At 37.9% G+C, this 21,974-nt stretch carries 18 protein-coding genes; 6 read left to right on the top strand and 12 right to left on the bottom strand.

From position 1 onward, the window contains the following. From B9A18_RS25500 to B9A18_RS24650, 6 genes are all read right to left on the bottom strand, one after another. A partial coding sequence (locus B9A18_RS25500) for a cytochrome c biogenesis protein CcdA (RefSeq protein ID WP_317048262.1) occupies positions 1–726 on the bottom strand: 726 nt, incomplete at its 3' end. Between the two features lie 6 nt (positions 727–732). Further along, positions 733–1,179 (bottom strand): protein-disulfide reductase DsbD N-terminal domain-containing protein, encoded by a 447-nt coding sequence (locus B9A18_RS24670; protein WP_084292551.1) that lies wholly within the window; start codon positions 1,177–1,179, stop codon positions 733–735. A 523-nt stretch (positions 1,180–1,702) separates the two neighbouring features. Then, a complete protein-coding gene (locus tag B9A18_RS24665; RefSeq protein WP_084292549.1) occupies positions 1,703–3,112 on the bottom strand; it encodes a TolC family protein in 1,410 nt (469 codons plus the stop codon). A gap of 19 nt (positions 3,113–3,131) precedes the next feature. Then, the gene (locus B9A18_RS24660) at positions 3,132–6,323 is read right to left on the bottom strand and encodes an efflux RND transporter permease subunit (protein WP_084292548.1); all 3,192 of its coding nucleotides are present in this window, start codon (positions 6,321–6,323) and stop codon (positions 3,132–3,134) included. An 11-nt stretch (positions 6,324–6,334) separates the two neighbouring features. Next, positions 6,335–7,525, bottom strand: coding sequence for an efflux RND transporter periplasmic adaptor subunit (locus B9A18_RS24655; protein WP_084292547.1), 1,191 nt, complete (start codon positions 7,523–7,525; stop codon positions 6,335–6,337). Positions 7,526–7,635: 110 nt separating this feature from the next. Then, on the bottom strand, positions 7,636–8,235 hold the full coding sequence (locus B9A18_RS24650; RefSeq protein WP_084292545.1) for a TetR/AcrR family transcriptional regulator: 600 nt from the start codon (positions 8,233–8,235) through the stop codon (positions 7,636–7,638). A gap of 209 nt (positions 8,236–8,444) precedes the next feature. On the opposite strand from B9A18_RS24650, the gene B9A18_RS24645 reads away from it, so the two are divergent. Next, positions 8,445–9,482, top strand: coding sequence for a LacI family DNA-binding transcriptional regulator (locus tag B9A18_RS24645; RefSeq protein ID WP_235005441.1), 1,038 nt, complete (start codon positions 8,445–8,447; stop codon positions 9,480–9,482). A 47-nt stretch (positions 9,483–9,529) separates the two neighbouring features. Here the strand turns inward: B9A18_RS24645 and uxuA are convergent, their stop codons facing one another. Next, the gene (uxuA, locus tag B9A18_RS24640) at positions 9,530–10,705 is read right to left on the bottom strand and encodes a mannonate dehydratase (RefSeq protein WP_084292541.1); all 1,176 of its coding nucleotides are present in this window, start codon (positions 10,703–10,705) and stop codon (positions 9,530–9,532) included. 25 nt (positions 10,706–10,730) lie between these two features. Then, positions 10,731–11,552: an SDR family oxidoreductase gene (locus B9A18_RS24635; RefSeq protein WP_084292539.1), complete on the bottom strand. Its 822-nt coding sequence runs from the start codon at positions 11,550–11,552 to the stop codon at positions 10,731–10,733. 172 nt (positions 11,553–11,724) lie between these two features. On the opposite strand from B9A18_RS24635, the gene B9A18_RS24630 reads away from it, so the two are divergent. Both B9A18_RS24630 and B9A18_RS24625 read left to right on the top strand, forming a co-directional pair. After that, complete coding sequence (locus B9A18_RS24630) at positions 11,725–12,720, top strand: sugar kinase (RefSeq protein ID WP_084292537.1); 996 nt, start codon at positions 11,725–11,727, stop codon at positions 12,718–12,720. 78 nt (positions 12,721–12,798) lie between these two features. After that, positions 12,799–13,452, top strand: coding sequence for a beta/alpha barrel domain-containing protein (locus B9A18_RS24625; RefSeq protein ID WP_084292535.1), 654 nt, complete (start codon positions 12,799–12,801; stop codon positions 13,450–13,452). Between the two features lie 67 nt (positions 13,453–13,519). Here B9A18_RS24625 and B9A18_RS24620 read toward each other — a convergent pair whose 3' ends face one another. Together B9A18_RS24620 and B9A18_RS24610 are read right to left on the bottom strand one after the other, a co-directional pair. After that, complete coding sequence (locus tag B9A18_RS24620) at positions 13,520–13,849, bottom strand: helix-turn-helix domain-containing protein (RefSeq protein ID WP_084292533.1); 330 nt, start codon at positions 13,847–13,849, stop codon at positions 13,520–13,522. Positions 13,850–14,379: 530 nt separating this feature from the next. Next, the gene (locus B9A18_RS24610; RefSeq protein ID WP_084292529.1) at positions 14,380–15,732 is read right to left on the bottom strand and encodes a Gfo/Idh/MocA family protein; all 1,353 of its coding nucleotides are present in this window, start codon (positions 15,730–15,732) and stop codon (positions 14,380–14,382) included. A gap of 390 nt (positions 15,733–16,122) precedes the next feature. On the opposite strand from B9A18_RS24610, the gene B9A18_RS24605 reads away from it, so the two are divergent. From B9A18_RS24605 to B9A18_RS24595, 3 genes are all read left to right on the top strand, one after another. Further along, positions 16,123–17,145 (top strand): LacI family DNA-binding transcriptional regulator, encoded by a 1,023-nt coding sequence (locus B9A18_RS24605; RefSeq protein WP_084292528.1) that lies wholly within the window; start codon positions 16,123–16,125, stop codon positions 17,143–17,145. Between the two features lie 76 nt (positions 17,146–17,221). Next, entirely contained in the window at positions 17,222–18,256 is a 1,035-nt protein-coding gene (locus tag B9A18_RS24600; protein ID WP_084292526.1) for a phosphotransferase enzyme family protein, read from the top strand. Between the two features lie 92 nt (positions 18,257–18,348). After that, positions 18,349–18,807: a hypothetical protein gene (locus tag B9A18_RS24595; protein WP_084292524.1), complete on the top strand. Its 459-nt coding sequence runs from the start codon at positions 18,349–18,351 to the stop codon at positions 18,805–18,807. Positions 18,808–18,824: 17 nt separating this feature from the next. Here B9A18_RS24595 and B9A18_RS24590 read toward each other — a convergent pair whose 3' ends face one another. Together B9A18_RS24590 and B9A18_RS24585 are read right to left on the bottom strand one after the other, a co-directional pair. Then, a complete protein-coding gene (locus tag B9A18_RS24590) occupies positions 18,825–20,450 on the bottom strand; it encodes an NADP-dependent glyceraldehyde-3-phosphate dehydrogenase (protein WP_084292522.1) in 1,626 nt (541 codons plus the stop codon). A gap of 33 nt (positions 20,451–20,483) precedes the next feature. Next, positions 20,484–21,923, bottom strand: coding sequence for an MFS transporter (locus B9A18_RS24585; protein ID WP_084292520.1), 1,440 nt, complete (start codon positions 21,921–21,923; stop codon positions 20,484–20,486). Positions 21,924–21,974: the final 51 nt, after the last annotated feature.

Here is a 21,974-nt window from a genome sequence, read left to right as displayed (position 1 = left end):
CGCTTGTACCAGCAAAGTACCAATGATAGGTCCGGTGCAGGAGAAAGAGACTAAAGCAAGTGTTCCAGCCATAAAGAATAATCCGGCTAAACCACCTTTATCAGAGTTGGCATCCATTTTATTTACCCATGATGAAGGTAAGGTGATTTCGAATGCACCCAAAAAGGAAATGGCAAAGATCATCAACAACACAAAGAAAAGGAAGTTGAATACCCCATTGGTAGAAAGGCTGTTTAGTGCATCAGCACCAAAGATCACCGTAACCAATAGTCCTAAAACTACATAGATTACAATGATCGACAGGCCATAAAATAAGGCCCGGCTTACTGCTTTGCCTTTTTTTCCACCTTTGGTGAAAAAGCTCACTGTAAGTGGCAGCATCGGGAAGATACAAGGCATTAGAAGGGCTGCAAGACCACCAATAAAACCGGTGATAAAGATACCAATCAATGAGTTGTCTTCTTTTTGATCTGCAGGCTTATCTGTACCAGCTGTTACCGCTGTTACTGCAGCAGAATCAGATACCGCTTTAACTTCTGCTGTTGCAGTGTCGATTTTAGTCTCTGTTGCTGTATCTATAGCTGGCTCAGCAGTTATTTCGGTAAAATCGAGATCAGCCGTTGATGTATCAGCTTCCTGGGCTAATGCTGCAGTTACGGAACTAAAGAAAATAAAAAGCCCAATGACAAGCATTTTCATGCTTGTCAAATAGTTGTTTAAGATCATTATTTATTATTTTACAGAGATTGAAAAGTCAACTGTTTCAGGAGGAAGACACTGAGAATCATCACATACCATGTACTCAAGTGTACCTTTTACGATTGCATTTGCACCGGTAAGTTTTACTTTTTGTTGGAACATTACTGATTTCTCAAAGTAGCTTACATTCATATCGAAAGATTTTTCGAATTTAGTAATTGCTTTAGGCTCAATAGTTTTACCAACTGGCTTGTAAGCTTTAGATGGTGCAAAAGTAAAGCTTGTTTTCACAGGTCCACCGTCAGCCATGTTTTGTGAATAAAGGTGCCATCCCTCATCAATAGTAGCTTTAAGGTATAAAGTAGCTTCAGTTTTTGAAGTTTTCTTAAAAGCATAACTCCATTTTACGGGTTTTAAAATTTGACTACTTGCAGATAGGCTAAATAGTATTCCAACGGTTAACAAGATTAGGTTTTTCATTTTTTTTATTGTTTTTTTATGTGTTAGCAAACTTATGTATTTCCGGTAATATTGACGTCATTTGAAATTGTAAAAGAAAAAATACATCATAAATATTACATCCATTTATACAGCTTCGACTCAGTTTTGATCATTAAGTTTAATCAAGATCAAATCCCAGAGATTAAAAAATGTTCTGCATATCAACGGTCATAGTAAACAGAAAGTGTATTATATCTTATCATGTCAATTTGACGAAAAGACTACATTGTTGTTACTGAGTTTATTAACTCTTTCATTTTTTTTCTATTAGTCTGGTTAGTGACCCATTGCAAACTTATCATTTTTTCAAGAAATTTAAATTCTGGCCATATCTGATGCCGTCCGTAAAGGAAATATTGCTATCGTAAAAGGCCGGGGTAATTACCAGAATTATCGCTTAAACGTTTGTTTGACTGATAATTGTTGGTGATGACGCCCGGCTTTATAGTAGAATTGTTACGTAATTCTAGAGGTAACAATTATGTGATATGCAAAATAGATACTACAATCCCCCTCCTAACGCCCTGTAAAGTTCTACAGTAGCATTAAGTTGAGCTGTTTTTATAGCAGTAAGTTCAAGCTCACTCTGTAAAAAATTACCTTGTGCAGTAATTACTTCCAGGTAATTGGCCATTCCACTTTTAAATAATAACCCGGCATTTTTTACAGATTGTTGCAAAGTGCTTACCCTGTCTTTTGAAATATCATATTGCTGTTTTAGTTTTTCTATTTTAATCAGTTCATCAGATACCTCCCCAACTGCATTCAATACAGACTGGCGAAAATGAATGACAGTTTTTTCTCTTTCTATTTTTGCCAGCTCATATTGTGTTTTTAATTCCCTTCTATGAAATATAGGCTGTGTTATCCCCCCTGAAACTACACCAAACAAAGAAGCTGGGACATTAAACCAATTGCTGGCTTTAAATGAATTTAGTCCAGCGCTTGCAGAAATAGTCAATGAAGGATACATATTGGCTTTCGCTATACCAACTCTAGCATTTGCAATTGCCAAAGAAATTTCCGCACTTTTAACATCAGGTCGTCTGCTAACCATGGTCGAAGGATATCCCGCAGAAATCATATCCGGCACCCTGGCGTTTTCCAGACTGGCTAATCGATCTATACTTCCTGGTACCCTACCGGTTAAAATGCCCAGTGCGTTTTCCTGTATGGTCATATCCTGCTGCAGTTTAGGGATAAGTTGAGCAGCAACCAATTGCTGTGCCTTTGCCTGTTGAATAGCTAATGAAGTTACCTGGCCGGCGTCAAACTGCATCTTTATAATCTGTAAAGTACTGTCATTTAAAGCCAGATTCCTTTTAGCGATATCTATTTGCGCATCCATCATTAATAACCTATAATAGCCTTGTGCTATATTGGCAACTAATCTGGTTTGAACAGCTTTTTTAACTTCAGTAGTTTGTAGATAAGCAGATAATGCTGCCTGTTTCTGATTTTTTATTTTACCCCATATGTCCGCCTCCCAGCTTAACCCCAAATTGGCATTGAAATCTTCGATATGATTCGTATTTAAAAACTGGCTGGTACTTAATCCATTCAAGCTGTTATCTGAAGGTCTATTAGAACTCCCTGCTACCTGTAAATTTATCTGAGGCAAGTTACCTAGCTTTGATTGCTTAAATAATTGTTCCGCAGACTCGATGTTCTTCATCGCAATCTGTAAATCGTAATTTCTAATTAAAGCAGTATCTACCAGCTTCCTTAACTCATCCTCTTTAAAAAACTCATTAATAGATTGATTGGCTATACTCAATGAATCAACAGCTTGTGCATTCCTAAAGCTTTCAGGAATGGCAGTCTTGGGGGATGCTATATCTTTTGAGACTTTACATCCTGCAAGCAGCAGTAAGATTAATATAGGTGTTAATACAATTTTATATGTTTTCATTTTGTTCGTATTATCTTGTTTAAGAGTAAATTATATCGGAATCTACTTTTATTGCTACTGGATTTTGCTCATTGTCCACAACTGCAGGTTTTCCGGATATCTTTTCTTGTAAATGCTGGAAAATAACATAGAGCACAGGAATTAAGAAAAGTCCAAGAAATACGCCTGATACCATTCCCCCGGCAGCACCAATACTGATTGAGTGATTACCCTGGGCAGATGGCCCTGTTGCTATACTCATTGGAAATAAGCCAACCACAAATGCAAATGAGGTCATCAGAATTGGACGTAACCTTAGTCTTGACGCTTCCAATGCTGCGTTTACTAAGGAAAGACCTGCCTTTCGACGTTGGATAGCAAACTCCACAATAAGGATGGCATTTTTAGCCAGCAACCCGATAAGCATAATTAAGGCTACCTGAACATAAATGTTGTTTTCAATGCCTACTATACCAATCACAGCAAAGACACCTAGTACCCCGGTAGGGACAGATAACAGCACTGCTAAAGGTAAGATATAACTTTCATATTGAGCTGATAACAAGAAGTATACAAAAACTAAGCAAAGTAAAAATACAACTGTAGATTGTCCGTTTGAAGAGATCTCTTCTCTTGTTTGACCCGAAAATTCAAATGAATATCCTGAAGGTAATTGGTCCTTAGCGACCTCCTGAATTGCCTTGATGGCGTCACCAGAACTAAAGCCGGGTTTAGGAATTGCATTAACCTGGATCGAATTAAACAAATTATAACGTGAGGCTGTTTCTGATCCATAAACCCGCGTTAGTTTTACCAGCGTATTTATTGGTACCATTTCTCCTGTTTTATTCTTTACAAAAACGCGGTCAATAGCCGAAGGATCAGCTCTGTCTGCTATATCAGCCTGAACCAATACACGGTAGTATTTACCAAAGCGATTAAAGTCTGATGCCTGAGCACTACCAAAATAGGCTTGCATGGTCTGTAAAATATCACGCACATTTACACCAAGCTGATTCGCCTTCTCATCATCAACTTCCAGTTGCAATTGCGGATAATCGGCTTTAAAAGTGGTAAAGGCTACGGCAATTTCTTTACGCTTCATCAGTTCTCCAATGAAATTATTAGCAACACCACTAAATTTATCCAGCTTACCCCCTGTTTTATCCTGTAATACAAGATCAAGTGCCTCGACATTACTGAAACCTGGAACCGTTGGGAAACTGAACACGAAGAAACTACCTCCGCTTATCGCATTTAGTTTTCCTCTTATCACCTCCATAATTTGATTAATGTCTTGAACCTTACCTCGCTCTTTTGTGGGTTTTAACAAGACAAATACCACAGCCGACGATGGGCTTGTTGATGAGGTAAGTAAGTTGAAACCAGTTATAGCGGTTACAAATCTCGAAGCATCGAGGGAATTTAATTCAGCTTCAGCCTGTTGCATTATTTTTGAAGTCCCTTCCAATGAAGTCCCTGAAGGTGTATTAACCGCAATAGCCACAAATCCTTGATCCTCTGTTGGAATGAAACCCGTAGGTGTAGTACGAACTAACCAAACTGTTGCCAGGATAATAATAGCCAAACCAGTAAGACTAATTGCCTTGTTCTTTATAAGAAACCTTACTCCTCCTATATATCTGTCGGTTATCGCATTGAAACTGCTGTTAAACCCGGCAAAGAATTTTTCTTTAAATCCTTTTTTAGTTCCTTCACCGTGTTCAGTATGATTGCTTTTTAAGAATAAAGCTGCCAAAGCAGGGCTCAATGTTAAAGCGTTAATCGCAGATATGATAATTGCTGTTGCCATTGTAAAGGCAAATTGCCTGTAAAACACACCTGTTGAGCCTTCCAGAAATCCAACTGGTAAAAATACCGCAGACATCACCAATGTGATAGAAATGATCGCGCCACTAATCTCGTGCATTGCTTCATTGGTGGCTTGCTTCGCACCAATTTTTTTATGTTCCATTTTAGCGTGAACGGCTTCGACGACAACAATGGCATCATCCACCACGATACCGATGGCAAGTACAAGCGCAAATAAAGTAAGCAGGTTAATAGAGAAGCCAAATAGTTGCATAAAGAAGAATGTTCCCAAAATAGCTACGGGTACAGCAATGGCAGGAATTAATGTGGATCTGAAGTCCTGAAGAAATATAAACACCACAATAAAAACCAATATAAAAGCTTCAATAAGCGTATGTACCACTTGCTCTATAGATTGATCCAATGCTACTTTTGTACTATAAAAAATATTGTGTTTTACACCTGCTGGAAAATCCTTGGCAGCTTTTTCCATCAATTTGTTGATCGCAATCTGAATCTCATTTGCATTGGAACCTGCCAATTGAATAATACCAAGCACAACGCCTTTTTTACCATTCAGACGTGTTAAACTGTTATAAGAATACGCACCGAACTCTATCCTGGCTACATCTTTTAAATGCAACACCGATCCATCCGCATTAGATCGGATAGCGATATTTTCATACTCTTCCGGCTTTGTAAGCTTGCCCTTGTACTTAATTACATACTCAAAAACCTCTTTACTACGTTCGCCAAACCGGCCAGGAGCAGCCTCTAAACTTTTATCCTGTATAGCAGCCATCACCTCATTAGGCGTTATTTTATAGGTTGCCATTTGAGTAGGATTTAACCAAACTCGCATGGAGTAATCTTTAACCCCTCCAAATATACTGGCCGAACCTACACCTGGAATTCGCTTAATCTCAGGTATAATATTGATTTGTGCATAATTAGCTATAAAAGTCTGGTCGTATTTAGCTTCATCTTCGGTATACATTCCGATGGCCATGATGAAACTATTTTGTTGTTTAGCTGTAATGATACCTTGCTGTACTACCTCCGTAGGCAGTTGACTGGTAGCCTGCGTAACCCGATTTTGCACGTTTACAGCGGCCTGATCCGGATCAGTACCTAACTTAAAATAAACAGTAATGGCTAATGTACCGTCATTACTTGCTGTTGAGCTCATATAGCTCATATTTTCAACTCCATTGATGGATTCTTCCAGGGATGGGGCAACAGAGCGAAGCACTGTTTCTGCATTTGCCCCCGGATAATTAGCCGTAACCAACACAGATGGTGGTGCAATATCCGGGAATTGTTGCAGGGGCAATTTAGTAAGGCTTAGCACTCCAAGTATCACCAGTAAAATGGAGATTACAGTTGCTAATACGGGTCTGTGTATAAATATTTTGAACATGGTGAATGTATTTATTTATTGTTAATTTTTGCAACCTTATCTGTTGCTCTTTGTGGCGCAATCACTGCACCTTCCTGCAAACGATCAAGTCCGCTCAATACGATTTGATCGCCTTCTTTTACGCCATCTTTTACCAAATAGTTGGTGCCGGCTTTACCTGCTATAGTGATGGCTTGCTTTCTCACTTTGTTGCTATCGGCAAGGGCGAATACAAATATTTTATCCTGAACCTCAATTGTGGCCAATTGCGGCACAACAAGCATATTATCGTGTTCCAGGCTCAGGCGTATTTTACCGGTATTCCCTGATCTCAATAAACCTTGCGGATTAGGGAACTTCGCCCTTACAGTAATAGCTCCCGTAGTTTTATCAAACTGTCCGTCTATTACATCTATTTTTCCCAGTTTGGCGTACACTGTGTTATCTGCAAGGATCAATTTTACGGCAGGTAGTTGTTTAATTTTGTCATTTAGCGTTTGACCAGGATACTGAGATTTAAAGTTTACAAAATCCTTTTCGCCAAGGGCAAAATAAACATGTACATCGTGTACGTCAGATAGCTGAGTTAGGGCGTCAACATCAGCAGGGCCCACTAAGCTTCCCTGCTTTTTTACTAAACGACCAATATAACCGCTCACAGGAGCCTTGATTAAGGTATAGCCTAGATTTATAGCGGCTGTAGAAACACTTGCTTTAGCCTGTTCAATATTCGCTTTTGCGACTTGAGCGGTAGCTTTGGCAGATCTTAACTGAAATTCTGAGATCACTTTGTTTTGTACCAATGGTGTTAAGCGCTCTACCTCTAATTGTGCATTAATTAAAGCAGCTTCGGCTGCATGCTGAGCAGCCAGGGCATTATTTAAAGAGGCCCGATACTGTTGATCATTAATTTTAAATATGGGCTGACCAGCACTTACGAAAGCACCTTCATCAAGGTATACTTTTTCTAAAGTGCCGCTTACCTGTGGGCGGATTTCAACATTCACCGTACCTTCAATGGATGCAGGATATTCCTGAAAGGTTGTTTCAGTACCAGAGCTTATGCTAACAACAGGTAAAGCCGGTGGTGGTGCAGGAATTGCGTTTTGTGCAGTTTCTCCAGCGCATCCGTATAAGAATAAGGCAAAAAGCGAAACAGCTATAACAACACTAGATGATTTAACAGCGTTAAGTAGTTTTGGGTAGAAGGGTTTATATTCCATGATTATAGAGTTTATTTATTTATGATATAACGTATATAAGTAATTTAACAGCGTTAGATTGTATTCGAAAAAAACAGGCTTTATAATAAAAGCCTGAGTAAATAGTTTTACTATTCGTTTATATATTTTATAATACCTTTTAGTGCGTCTTTTAAAATATGCTGATTCATCTCTTCATCTCTTCCTTTATTAACCATATTAATAGAAATGAGACCGTGTATAATAGACCAAAAAGTATAATATTTCCTGCAAACCACTCCCTCTTCAGGCTGTTCTGCGCTCATAAGATCTTTAATGGTCTCAAAAAACAGCTTATCCAGATAATCAACTTCAGGCATTGATTTCTTTTGTTCACAACACATCATATCTACTCCAAACATTAACTGGTAGAATTCCTTATGCTTAAACGCAAAATTCCAATAAGCAATCCACATAGCTTCCAATTGCTCGTCAGTTTTTGTAAACTTATTTTTTGCAGCTTTAATAGCTTTACCTAGTTCAACATATCCTTGTCTGGAAAGCTCAAATAAAATCGCTTCTTTATTAAGAAAATACTCATAAATAATCGGAGCAGTATATTCTATTTTATCTGCAATTTTCCTCATGCTTAGCGCTTGCCACCCCTCTTCTTTAACGATTTGCAAGGCAGCATCAAGGATATTAACCCTTGTCTCTTCTTTAAGCCTCTGTATACGTTCCTTACTTCCCATTACATTTAATTCAGATGTGTAAATAATCTAACACCGTTAAGCAAATCTATGAACTGTTTTTAAAGTCTGTATCATCACTTTGTCACGTTCTTAAAATATAGCTTTGCTAATTAGTTCATTCGAATAATTTTCAAAATAAAGTAAAGAAATTCGAGCTTATCGACGTAATAGTTGCAAATTAGCGTTTCTATTTAATAAAAGGAATGAGCATGAACAGCAGCGTTACATTAAGAGATATTGCAAAAGCGCTTAATTTATCTATTTCTACAATTTCGAAGGCGTTAAATGATAGCCATGAGATTGGTGCAGAAACCAAGCAAAAAGTTTTGGATTATGCTAAAAAGCACCATTATTCGCCTAACAGAATGGCCAAAGGCTTGAAAGAGGGAAAAACCAGGACTATTGGTGTTGTTGTCTGTTCATTAGATAATAATGTTATCGCCCAGATGTTGGACGGGATCCATAAAGCCAGTACAGATAAATCTTATCAAATCATTATCATGCAAAGTAAAGAATCTGAAAAGCTAGAAACAGCCTGTTTAGAATTGCTTTATGCCGGTGGTGTTGATGGCATATTGATTTCTCCTGCTTATGAAACTGTTAACTTCAATTATCTCCTATCCCTTCAAAAGTCGGGTATCCCGGTTGTACTTTTCGATCGGTTAATTGATCAGATTCATACACACAAAGTTGGAGCAGATAATTTTAAGGGCGCATATGAAGCAACAATGCATCTTATAAATAATGGATACCGAAAGATTGCACATTTAAATACCAACACCATATTAAGTATTGCTACCGATCGGTTAAATGGCTATAAACAAGCCTTAGCTGATAGTGGAATTGAATTCAGGCCTGAACTGCTACGTTCTTGTAATTACACGGGTGCCACTACCTTAAATGAGAATTTAGAACAAGCTATTAAAGATTACATGAGTCTGGAGGACAAACCTGACGCTATTTTTACGGCTACCGACCAGATCAGTACCAAATGCCTCGTATTGCTTAATAAATTAGGGTATAAAATTCCTGAAGATATTGCATTGATCGGTTTTACCAATACAGACTTAGCTGAGGCGATGAACCCACCAATGAGCACAGTGTATCAACCTGCATTCGAAATTGGTCAACTTGCTGCAGAAAAGTTAATTTCCCTGATTGAAAGAAAGAATTTTGATGAGGGGTTTGAGACTGTAATGCTGCCAACTGAAGTTCAGGTAAGGGCTTCTTCACAGCCAAAAAAATAAGGCTATCTGAAATATATTCTGATAGCCCTATAGTCATTAGTAGTACCTTAGTAATTCCCTGTAATACCAAGTTCCAGACCGCGTAATTCGGCAAGACCGCGCAACCTTCCGATTGCAGAGTAACCTGGATTGGTCACTTTATTCAAGTCATCAAGCATCTGGTGACCATGATCAGGCCTGAAAGGCATTGGCTTATCTCTAAGTGCATTTTCTGCTACAATAGCTTTCATTACCTCATACATATTAACGTCGCCGCCTAAATGATCAGCTTCATAAAAGTTACCTTCTTCATCCTTAGTAACATTTCTCAGGTGAAGAAAATAAACTCTTTCTTTTATGGCCTCAAAAATATCAGTCAGGTTATTGGATACCCCAGCGCCAAGAGAACCGGTACAGTAGCAAATTCCGTTAAAAGGTTTATCTACACTTTTTAGAATAGCAACAAGATCTTCTTTCGTACTTGCAATACGGGGTAAACCTAGAATTGCGTATGGTGGGTCATCAGGGTGTATCGTCATATTGACACCAGTTTCCTCACAAACACTGGCAATTCCGTTAAGGAAATAAGCAAGGTTCTTTTTTAAACCGTCATGACCAATCGTTTTATACTCTTCGATACTCGTCCGCAAAGCTTCAAGTTCAATTTCCTTCTCATTAGGTATTCCCATCAAGACATTGATTCTTAATTCATTAATTTCGTCAGCATTCATCGCTGTGAAGCGTTCTTTTGCTCTTTTGTTAATGCTTTCTGAATAATCAGCCTCTGCTCCTTCCCTTTTCAAAATGAAAAGATCGAAAACTGCCAGATCCAACCAGTTAAAATATAGCGCTTTTGAACCATCCGTCATGGTCAGATCCAATTGCGTACGGGTCCAGTCGAGCACAGGCATAAAATTATAACAAACTGTTTTAATGCCACATTGTGCAAGGTTACGTAAAGTAGTTTTATAGTTTTCTATATATTTATCTGCATCACTGCGATGTGTTTTAATTGCTTCATGAACCGGAACGCTTTCCACTACTGCCCACACCAGCCCTGCCGCTTCAATAATTGATTTCCTCTCGATAATATCTTCCAATGGCCAAATCTCCCCATGCGGAATATGGTGGAGTGCAGTAACGATTCCTGTTGCACCTGCCTGCTTCACATCTTGTAAGCTAACCGGGTCTGTCGGACCATACCAACGCCAGGTTTGTAATAATTTATGTTTTGTAGTATTCATTGTTTAGTCATTAATATTTAATTCACTATACACCACTATAGGCATTAAAGCCGCCATCAACCAAAATTGTTTCACCATTAACAAAGGCTGACGCATCACTTAATAGATAAATCAGCGTACCATTTAACTCTTCCGGACTACCTAATCGGCCAAACGGCGTATGGTTTACAAAACGTTGAGCTCTGTCTGTAAAGGTTCCATCAGGATTGGTTAATAAAGAGCGATTTTGTTCCGTCAAAAATACGCCTGGTGCCAATGCATTCACTCTTACTTTATCACCATAGCGCTGGGCAAGCTCTACAGCCATCCATTTGGTATAGCCCTCAATTGCATTCTTTCCCATAGTATAACCTAAAACCCTTGTTAAAGGACGCTGAGCAGCAAGTGAAGAGATGTTCACAATAGAACCTTTTCCTTTTTCAGCTATTACACGGCCAAATACGTGTGTTGGGTAAACCGTACCAAATAAATTAAGTTCAACTGCTTTTTGTGTATCAGCAATATTGATGTCAAAAAGATTCTGATCGGGAGAAATTGTTGCCCCCGGTATATTACCTCCGGCAGCATTTACCAAACCATCAATTGTGCCCCAGGTACTTAATATTTGATTTTTCGCAGCCACCAATGATTCCTCATTCAGTACGTCCGTAATAACGGCAATTGCTTCACCACCATTTTCTGTGATTGCTTTTACACGAGCATTAGCTTTTTCTTCATTTCTCCCTAAAATGGCAACCTTCGCTCCTGCTCCGGCAACAGCCAGCGCAAAGGATTCACCTAACACTCCAGTAGCTCCTGTAATTACGATCACTTTATTTTCTAATGAAAACAAATCATTGCTCTTCATATAATCTAATAAATCTGGTTAATTAATTATACCAATGTTAATGAATTTTAATGTTCGAAGTCCATATTCAGGACTAAATATTTACGAAATCGTTTGAGATTTATTAAATAAATTAGATTGCTTCTATTTCATATACAGAACCTGTATTATTGTATTCTGAAATCATTAATTTATGCTAAATCAAGAAAACATATTGGTGTTTGGTGAGTTGCTACTGCGGTTCAGTTCATCTGAAGATCAATTTATTTCTAAGAATCACACTGTTTCTTTATTTCCAGGCGGATCGGAAGCCAATGTATCCGCATCATTAGGACAATGGAATATCCCTTGCTCTTATGTAAGCTGCGTACCAGACAACGCTCTGGCAAACAATGCGCTTCAATCCTTACAGGAATTAGGGGTCGATACCAATAGAACCATACGCCAGGGAAGCAGATTGGGACTTTACTTTTTACTGTCTGCTAATGGATTAACAAGTGGCGAAGTTGTTTATGATAGGAAGTTTTCTTCATTTAGCAGCTTAGAGGCCGGAACCATAGATTGGGATCAACTTTTAGAAGGTCATACCTGGTTTCATTGGACAGCGCTTACCCCTGCTCTAAATGAAAATATGGCAGCAGTATGTAAAGAAGCCCTTACTGCAGCGAAAAAAAAGGGACTAAAAATATCGGTGGATCTAAATTACAGAAGCCGGTTATGGGATTATGGGAAACAACCCATAGATGTAATGCCGGAGCTGGTACAGTATTGCGATGTCATTATGGGCAATATCTGGGCTGTAAATAAAATGCTTGGTATCCCGGTCGATGAGAACTTAAATCGTCAAACGTCTGTGAAAACATACGCTGCACAGGCAAACGAGTCTGCAAAGGAAGTATTCAGCCGTTTCCCTCAGTGTAAGCATATAGCCAATACCTTCCGCTTTATGGATAATCCAAAGCATAACCTCTTCTATGGTACATATCATACACCAGAGCACAACTATATTTCTGATGTATTTGAGACCAATGAAGTAGTAGATAGAATTGGTAGTGGTGATGCTTTTATGGCTGGTTTAATTTACGGGTTAACCGGAAGTACTGATGGGCAAGAGATCATTAATAAGGCTACGGCTTCAGGTTATAAAAAACTCTTTGTAAAAGGAGATTTTGGTAATGGTTCGATCTAAGGACGTATAAAGCGAACCTTACTCTAACGCATCTCAATTTTTAACAATAGATTGTAACGATAAAATAATCATATACAGATGAACATAGAAACAAACCCTTTAGTAGTTATCCAGGATTACCCGGTTATTCCGGTTTATTATAATGAAGATCCTCAAACCTGTATAGAAGTATTAAAGGCTAGTTATGCTGGTGGTATCCGCGTTTTCGAATTCACAAACAGAGGTGCAAATGCCCCAGAAAATTTTGAAGCAATGGTGAATTACAGGAATGAACACCTGCAGGACATGAAGCTTGGAATTGGAACTATAAAAACAGTGGCGCAAGCAGAAGCCTATATCAAGCTAAAAGCCGATTTCATAGTCAGCCCAATTGTTAAAGCTGATCTTGCTGCAGTAGCAGCCGCCAATAAAATCTTATGGATACCTGGTTGTATGACACCTACTGAAATTAATCTGGCTGAAGAACTAGGTGCACCACTTGTTAAATTATTCCCAGGCGATACTTTGGGCATCGGATTCTTAAAAGCAATTAAACCTTTGTTTCCAAACCTTAAATTTATGCCAACTGGTGGTGTGGACGTAAACAAAGAAAATATAGACAACTGGTTAAATGCGGGAGTTACTGCTTTGGGCTTTGGCTCAAAACTATTTCAACAACCTGAAAATGCTACAAACTACAATTGGTTAACAGAACGTTGCCAATTATTAATCCAATTGGTTAACAAAAAGTAAAATAATTGCGAGTTTCAAGAATATGCTAATATATTCTAAGCATGTTCTTGAAACTTTTACATGTTATTTACTTCTTTTGATCATCGCGATCATATAGGTCGATCAATTTACTCTGCAATCTGATTACTGAATTTTCAAGATCAGCAACCTTGTCTTTTAATTGCTTAATTACCTGTTCCTGCTCGCTTACCCCTTCTTCGCCAACGTCTAAGAATTGTCTCAACGTTAAACCGTGAACCTGAGCAATCTGGTTTATTCTGCTAAAATTTGGATCTGTAATTCCAGTCTCCAATTTCGAATACGCCGGAATTGATATTTCCAAAAGATCAGCCATTGCCTTTTGGTTAACACCTTTTTTCTGACGTAAAATTCTAAATTTTTCACCTAAAGTTTTCATAATCTACGAAGTATATCTTTGTGAAGTTTCCCTTATAATAAAATTAAGAATAATTTAATAAAATATTGTAATATTCTTATAATATAATAAAATAAAACACAGACTCCATTACCTGAAATTAAAATTATTACTTCCAGAATAAATGTTCTGGACTAGAAAAACAGGTTTTAAGCTACTTTTTATTTTGTCTGAAAATAAAAGCGCCCAACATCAGTGCTACAGAAAGACCAGATAATCCCGGGAAAGAGATGAATAGAAAAAGTACGCCTGAAACTATTAACAGTGCTAGAATAAACAGAAAGCCTTGTAAAAAACTATCCATTTTAAACGCAGCAATAAATGCGAACAGGACAAATGTAATTGCCAGAATATTTATAAACATATACAAAGATGCGCATTCAATGTTAAGTTAATGTTAACAAGAATATTTTTTGCTAGAATGCACTTAAAAATGACAAAAGCCCCGCATAATTGAATATACAGAGGCTTTTGTCTATTTACAATAATATTAATTATCGATATGGCTGATACTAATAATCGTCATTTAAAGCGAATATTGGTTTTCTGGTCATCCACTTTCCACTTGTAAAATCAGGGAAGTCAATGGTTTCATTACCCATTTCGATAGACTGCTCACTTAGCGGTGTAATTGCACTCCATGCAGCAGCATCATAAACGTCAAGTGGTGTGGCCACATTTCGTTTTACAGCCTCAATAAAAGCATGGATCACAAAGAAGTCCATGCCACCATGACCTGCACCTTGTGCATCATTACCATATTTTTTCCATAGTGGGTGATCATATTTTTCAAACCAACTATCCTGGTTGTCCCAGCTATGCGCTTTACTGATTCCTTCAACATGGATACTTTTGTTTAAATCCATCCAGAGTCCCTTTGTTCCCTGTACTCTAAAGCCTAAAGAATATGGTCTTGGAAGATTTGTGTCATGTTGCAAGATAATGGTCTCGCCATTTGCACAATCAATTGTAGTAGTTACAATATCACCTAAGCGGAAATTAATCTTAGCATTTGGATGATTTTCACCACCTTTCTCAACGATATAATTATGTAATCCTCTCGATTTAGTTGCGAATGAATTCAACTTTAGGAACTTGTTTCCCCTGTTGATATTAATGCATTGTGCTACAGGACCAATACCATGTGTTGGATAAAGGTCGCCATTGCGGTGTACGGAATGGTTAGTTCTCCATTTCGCTTCAGAAAAGCCCTTTTCATTAAACTCTACACCACCACCATATGGTTTCACGCCATCGTTAAATTTAACCTCTCTTAAATCATGCTGATAACCGCCCTGTAAGTGAAGGATCTCACCAAACACCCCTTGTCTTACCATATTTAGAGCGGCAAGTACATCACGACGATAACAAACATTTTCAAGCATCATCACATGAGCATTATGTTTCTCGGCTGCCTGAACAACATCCCAATGGTCTTGCAAAGTAATACCAAGCATTACCTCAGTAGCTACATATTTAAGTCCGGCCTCCATAGACTTAATGATCATTTCTTTATGCCACTCCCAGGGAGTAGAAATGACAACAGTCTGGAGTCCCTTAGTTTCAAGTAGTTTTTTCCAGGAGTAATTGTCACCTGTAAATATTTTTGGCATAGGCTTACCGCTCTTAGCAATCATTGCTTTAGCAGAAGTAAGCATACGCTCATCCACATCACATATTGCAACCAGATCAACATCTGCTCTTTTAAGTAAAAGATTTAAGTGGTTTTGTCCACGTAAACCCACGCCTATCATAGCCACCTTAACCTTATCAGCCCCAGTTGTGGCAAATAAAGAGCTGCTTGGTAAAACGGTTGCAGCAGCAGCAGTAATGCTACTGTTTTTAACAAATTCTCTTCTGTTCATATAGTTTAGTTCATTTTAATATGTTTGGTTAGTAAACCAATGTGATTCTTTTACCTAATAAAGCTCCAATTTATAGAACAATCCAGTTATCCATATAAATAAACACCGTAAAAAAACACGCAAACGTTTGATATTTTATGTTGCAAAAGCCCTGCAACTGTAAAAAGTCTGTATTTTATCTAATGCCTGCTAATGGCAAAGTAATTTATGAAATTGTAACTCATATTTGAACTCGTAATAAACAGATCGTTAATAAATAGATAACACAGTGGTAAAGTAAATAGATATAGCATCAAACGTTTGCGCTATTTTTGACTAGCTTTAACGATAGAGATCGTAACACAGCATAGTTTTTTATTAAAATGTTAAAGTTTATTTTAATATTTGGAGATGATACCTGATAAACCAACAACCATCAAAGAAATTGCCAAGATACTTAAGATATCTGTCTCAACAGTATCAAGGGCTTTGAATGATCATTCCAGTATTGGTTTAACTACAAAAATGAGGGTTAAAAAGCTTGCCGCAGAGCTCAACTACGAACCTAATCAAAGAGCAATACAATTTTTACATGGTAAATCGTTTGTAATTGGCGTTATTTTACCTGAGTTGTCGGAATCTTTTTTTTCTGCCGCTATTAGTGGTATAGAGGATGTTGCCTACAAAAGAAACTATACTGTGTTATTGGCACAGTCGCACGATGATGCAGAGCGCGAAAAGATCCTTGTCGCCAAAATGAAAACCCAGCGCGTAGATGGCTTATTGGTATCAGTATCAAAAACGACCAGTACCTACGAACATTTTGATGTTTTTAAAAAGTCGAACATCCCGGTCGTTTTTTTCGATAGGATCCCTCCCATTAAAGATATACACTATGTAAGTTCAAACCTGGAGACAGGAACCTTTGATGCCGTGAATTTTCTGCTTAAGAAGGGGCATCGCACTATCGGCATGATCAACGGCCCCAACACCTTGCTGGCCAGTCACGAAAGAAAAGAGGGCTACATCAAGGCAATGACTGCAAACAGGTTGAAGTTTGATCCATCACTTATATTGAATTGCGATCTATCGGAAGAAGGTACCATTGCCGCAATGGATACCATGCTAAACCACAGAAGAAAACCCACTGCTATTGTTACTTTTAACGACTATGTGGCCTTATTTGCAATGAGGTATGCTAAGTCGCTTAACCTGCAAGACATTGATTTCGTTAGTTATGCAAATCTCCCTATCATTAATTACATGGATCACACCCCCATAGCTTCTGTTGAGCAATTTCCATATAAGCAAGGTAAGAAAGCAGCAGATATATTAATCGACCTGATCAATAAGCCTAAAAATGAATCAGGCACTGAACAAGCTTACTATAATGTCATTGTAGAATCGGAGTTGATTTTAAGCAATCGCAAATAATTTCGCGCAAACGTTTGCACATCTTTTTGGCTACTTAAATATTTAAGTTTGGTTTATTAACCACTATACTAACCACATGTTCGAAAATATATTACGTATCTACGGTCTTAATCCTGATGAAACAAATGTTCAACAATTTGGCGATGGTCTGATTAACCACACCTGGAAAGTTGAAACTAAGAAGGAAAACTATATATTACAAAAGGTAAACACCGAAGTATTTAAAAAACCTGTAGATATTGATGAGAACCTTACTATGCTTAGAAACTATTTAAGCAAAGCAAACCCAGAATATCTATTTATATCTCCTGTTTCTGCTTCAAATGGCCAGTCCTTAATACATACCGACGCGGGATACTACAGACTATTCCCTTTTGTAGATGGTTCAACTTCTGTTAATGCATTAACTTCAAAGGATGAAGCTTATGAAGCCGCAAAACAATTTGGAAAATTCTCAAAAATCCTCGCTGGCTTTAAGGCTGAAGAATTGAATATCACCATACCAAACTTTCATAATCTGATATTAAGGTACGAGCAGTTTACAGAGGCCTGCCGTAATAGTTCTTCAGAACGATTAGAAAAAGCGACGGAATGTATCAATTTCATTAATGAGCATCAGGATATTGTAAACACCTACCGGGAAATCATCAGCAATAAAAACATCCCATTAAGGGTAATTCATCATGATACTAAAATCAACAATGTATTGTTTGATGGCCAGAATAAAGGTTTATGCGTGATTGACCTCGATACAGTTATGCCTGGTTATTTTATTAGCGACGTAGGTGATATGATGAGAACTTACCTTTGTCCTGCAACCGAAGAAGAAACAGATTTCAGCAAGATCCATATCAGAAAGGAATTCTTCAAAGCTATATACGATGGCTACATGGAGGAAATGGCAACAGTATTAACCGATGATGAAAAGCAATATTTCAACTATGCCGGCAAGTTCATAATTTACATGCAAGCCATTCGTTTCCTTGCGGATTACCTACAAAATGATGTCTATTATGGTGCAAAATATGAAGATCATAATTTTAACCGGGCGAAGAATCAAATTGTATTGTTACAAGCGTATCTTAAACTTGAAAAGGAATTGATGAACTAAATTGCTTACAGGCCGTTTATTGCTTTGTTATTCCATACTTTGTAAGTAAATTTGAGTACAAGCCTTTATAATCCAGGTACCTGTAGCAATATATGAATACATCTAAATTGAAACTCGCTCTTCACTGGTTACTTTTTGTTGTAGGATTTTATCTTTTCTGGGGGCTCTCCTACCTCATATTAACAAAATTTGCGTTATCACAAGTTAGCAGCTTTGAGCATAATGCTGGAAATATATGGTCTCAGATGACCGCAACTGATATATTCTGGTTTGTCATGTTTATTTTCGGCATTGCAGTTGTGATCTATGTGATTAGGCTATTTATTAGGTATGCGCCAAATGTAAAAATCGCAGTATTGATTTATGCGGTATTAATTATTGTATCGGTAGCTGTTTTAGTGGATAAGCTGGCAGAAACCACAAAAGCATTGAACCTTATGCCTCATGTCATTATTAATCTGGCTTTTTTGGTGCCAATGGCAATGATGTTCTTTAAAGGAGGTGAAAATAAAAATACTACAGATCTGGAGGATGAAGATCCGGATCTGTAGTATCTATTTAAAAAAAACTAAAATAAGAATTTTGTACTCAGGAAATTCGAACTGTTACTGTCTACAATTTCATTGATCAAATGCTTGTTACTGTCATTTAGCTTCGATGCTACGAGCGATCTGATAGAGAATGATCTTAGTGCGTCCACAACAGATAAAGTTCCTTCAGCGCTGTCTTTTCTACCTGTAAACGGAAATACATCCGGTCCACGTTGACATTGACAATTGACATTAACCCTGCTCACCTGATTTACCAACGGATCAATCAGCGTAGCTACTTCTTCCTTATCATCACTAAAGATACTAACCTGTTGCCCGTGTGTAGAATCAATCAAGTATTGAATTGGTTCTTCCAGATCGTCAAAAGCGACTACCGGTATTACAGGACCAAATTGTTCTTCTGTATACAGCTTCATATTTTTGTTAACCGGATAAACAATCGCAGGATAAACAAAAGACTCAACTGTATAACCTCCATTATCATTGATGATGCTGGCTCCATGTGCCACAGCATCGTCAATACAATCTTTAAGATAAGCAGGCTTCTGTGGTTCAGGTAATGGCGTTAAAGCTACCCCCTCTTCCCATGGCATACCAAATTTAAGCTTAGCTACAGCAGCGGAAAGTTCTTTTAAAAACACATCAGCCAGACTACTGTGTATAAAAATGATTTTAAGCGCCGTACATCTTTGTCCGTTAAAAGACAATGAGCCAAGCACGGCCTCCTGAACAGCCAGTTTCACATCTGCATTTGCAGTAATAATAGCTGCATTTTTCGCATCTAAACCAAGAATTGCCCGCAGTCTGTTTACTTTAGGATGTAATTTTTTAAGTTCATTTGCTACCTTACTTGAGCCAATCAAGGTTAAAACATTGATCTGTCCAGATTGCATTAAGCCTGGAATGATCTTATTTCCACGACCATAGATGGTATTTACTACTCCTTTAGGGAAACAATCTCTAAAGGCTTCCAGCAAAGGATAATGCAATAATGTACCATGCTTAGGTGGTTTAAATAACAATGTATTCCCCATAATAAGCGCTGGAATTAACGTTGTAAAAGTCTCATTTAATGGATAGTTAAACGGACCCATACAAAGTACAACTCCAAGTGGAGATCTTCTGATCTGAGCAAGAATGCCCTGCTCTATACTAAACCTGGATGATTGTCTATCCAAATCCTTAAGTGCATCAATAGTAGCATAGATATACTCAACCGTACGGTCAAATTCTTTCACAGAATCGGCGTACGACTTACCAATCTCCCACATCAGCAACTTTACGACAATCGACTTTTTCTCAATAATCCTATGCGTAAACTGCTCTACACAATGAATACGGTCGGCAACACTCATGGTAGGCCATTCCCCGCGCCCGTTATCATAAGCTTTAACAGCAGCCTGAAGTGCCTCATCAGCCTCCTTCTCACTACACAATGGATAAGTCCCGATTACCTTTCGCTTTAAACCGTTCTCGGTTCTTATACAGATTGGCGACAAGACTTCATGCACTTCCCCATTCCAGGGCCGCATTTCTCCATTACTTAAGTACTCCCGTTGGTGTACTTCTTCTGCTAATTTGAATTCTTCTGGAATATGGTTCTCTTCCACAAAAATCGCATCAAGCTGATCTTTTAAAAACATTTAGGTAATATTAGTTTAGGTATAATTTATTGGTTATAAATCGGTAATAGGTCTGTATTTAGGTACTAAGGTTTTCATGATCGTCCAGCCAATTAAATAACATACAGCACAGATGGAGAAGATGATGAAATATCCGGCTTCTTCACCTTTAAAGCCCATAAATACGATTTGTTTTTGACCTGTATAATCAAATAATACGCCCGAACCTTTATTGATGATCATTGCGCCAATTCCACCTGCCATACCACCGATACCCGTTACAGTTGCAATTGCTTTTTTAGGGAACATATCTCCTACTGTAGAGAAAATATTGGCCGACCATGCCTGATGCGCTGCTCCTGCAATACCAATGATGATTACCGGTATCCAGTAAGTAATATAACCTAAAGGCTGCGCAAATAAAGCTAGTAATGGGAAAAAGGCAAATATCAACATCGATTTCATACGACCAGCATAAGGATTCATCCCCTTCTTCTCTACAAAATAAGTTGGCAACCAGCCACCGATAATTGAAAGCAGGGTTATGGTATAAAGTATAAACAATGGTAATGCACTTTGTGTAGAGTCCATTTTATAAACAGAGCTTAGATAAGCCGGCATCCAGAAAAGGAAAAACCACCAAACACCATCTGTCATAAATTTACCTGCTGCAAATGCCCATGTCTGTTTATATCTGAAACAATCCATAAATGACACTTTAGTAGTGGTTTCTTCTACATAATCCACAAGTTTTCTATCTGCAATTAAATCTTGTTGTATATAAGCAAGTTCAGCAGCATTAACTTTTGGATGTACTTCTGGTTTCTGGTAAAAAAATATCCAAAAGCCCATCCATACAAAACCTAAAGCACCAATAATGATAAACGACATTTCCCAACCATATGCTGCTGCTATAAAAGGAATAGATAGTGGTGCCGCTAATGCACCTACAGTAGCTCCTGCGTTGAAAATACTAGTCGAAAATGCCCTGTCTTTTTTTGGGAAATACTCTGCAGTAGCTTTAATCGCCGCCGGAAAATTTCCTGCTTCTCCTACTGCCAGTACGAAACGTGCAAAGATGAATAAACTAACACTTGTTGAGATGATTAGTGAGGTATCACTCACCTTTCCAATTGATTCTTTAGCCCCTTCAAATCCTACAAACCATTCGCCCGTAAGGAAACCAGATGTCGCTATTCCGCAAAATGCATGAATAACCGCACCGATAGACCATACGCCGATAGCCCATAAAAACCCTTTCTTTGTATCCATACGGTCAACAAAGCGACCGGCAAATAACATAGATACCGCGTAAAAAATAGAAAAGAGTGCAGTAATATTACCATAATCATTATTTGTCCAATGAAACTCTGGAGCAATAAACTCTTTCCATGTGAGCGAAAGAACTTGTCGATCCAAATAATTTATAGTGGTTGCAAAAAATAACATGGCACATATCGTCCACCTGTAATTTCCAATTTTTTCTTGGTTCATTATATTCGGTTTTTTTTTAAATTTTCCATATAGCTATTAAGCTATATTTCT

The organism is Pedobacter nyackensis, from assembly GCF_900176505.1.
In the GTDB taxonomy this organism is placed as follows: domain Bacteria; phylum Bacteroidota; class Bacteroidia; order Sphingobacteriales; family Sphingobacteriaceae; genus Pedobacter; species Pedobacter nyackensis.
Note: the sequence above shows the minus strand (reverse complement) of the source record. Positions and strands in the feature narration are given on the sequence as shown.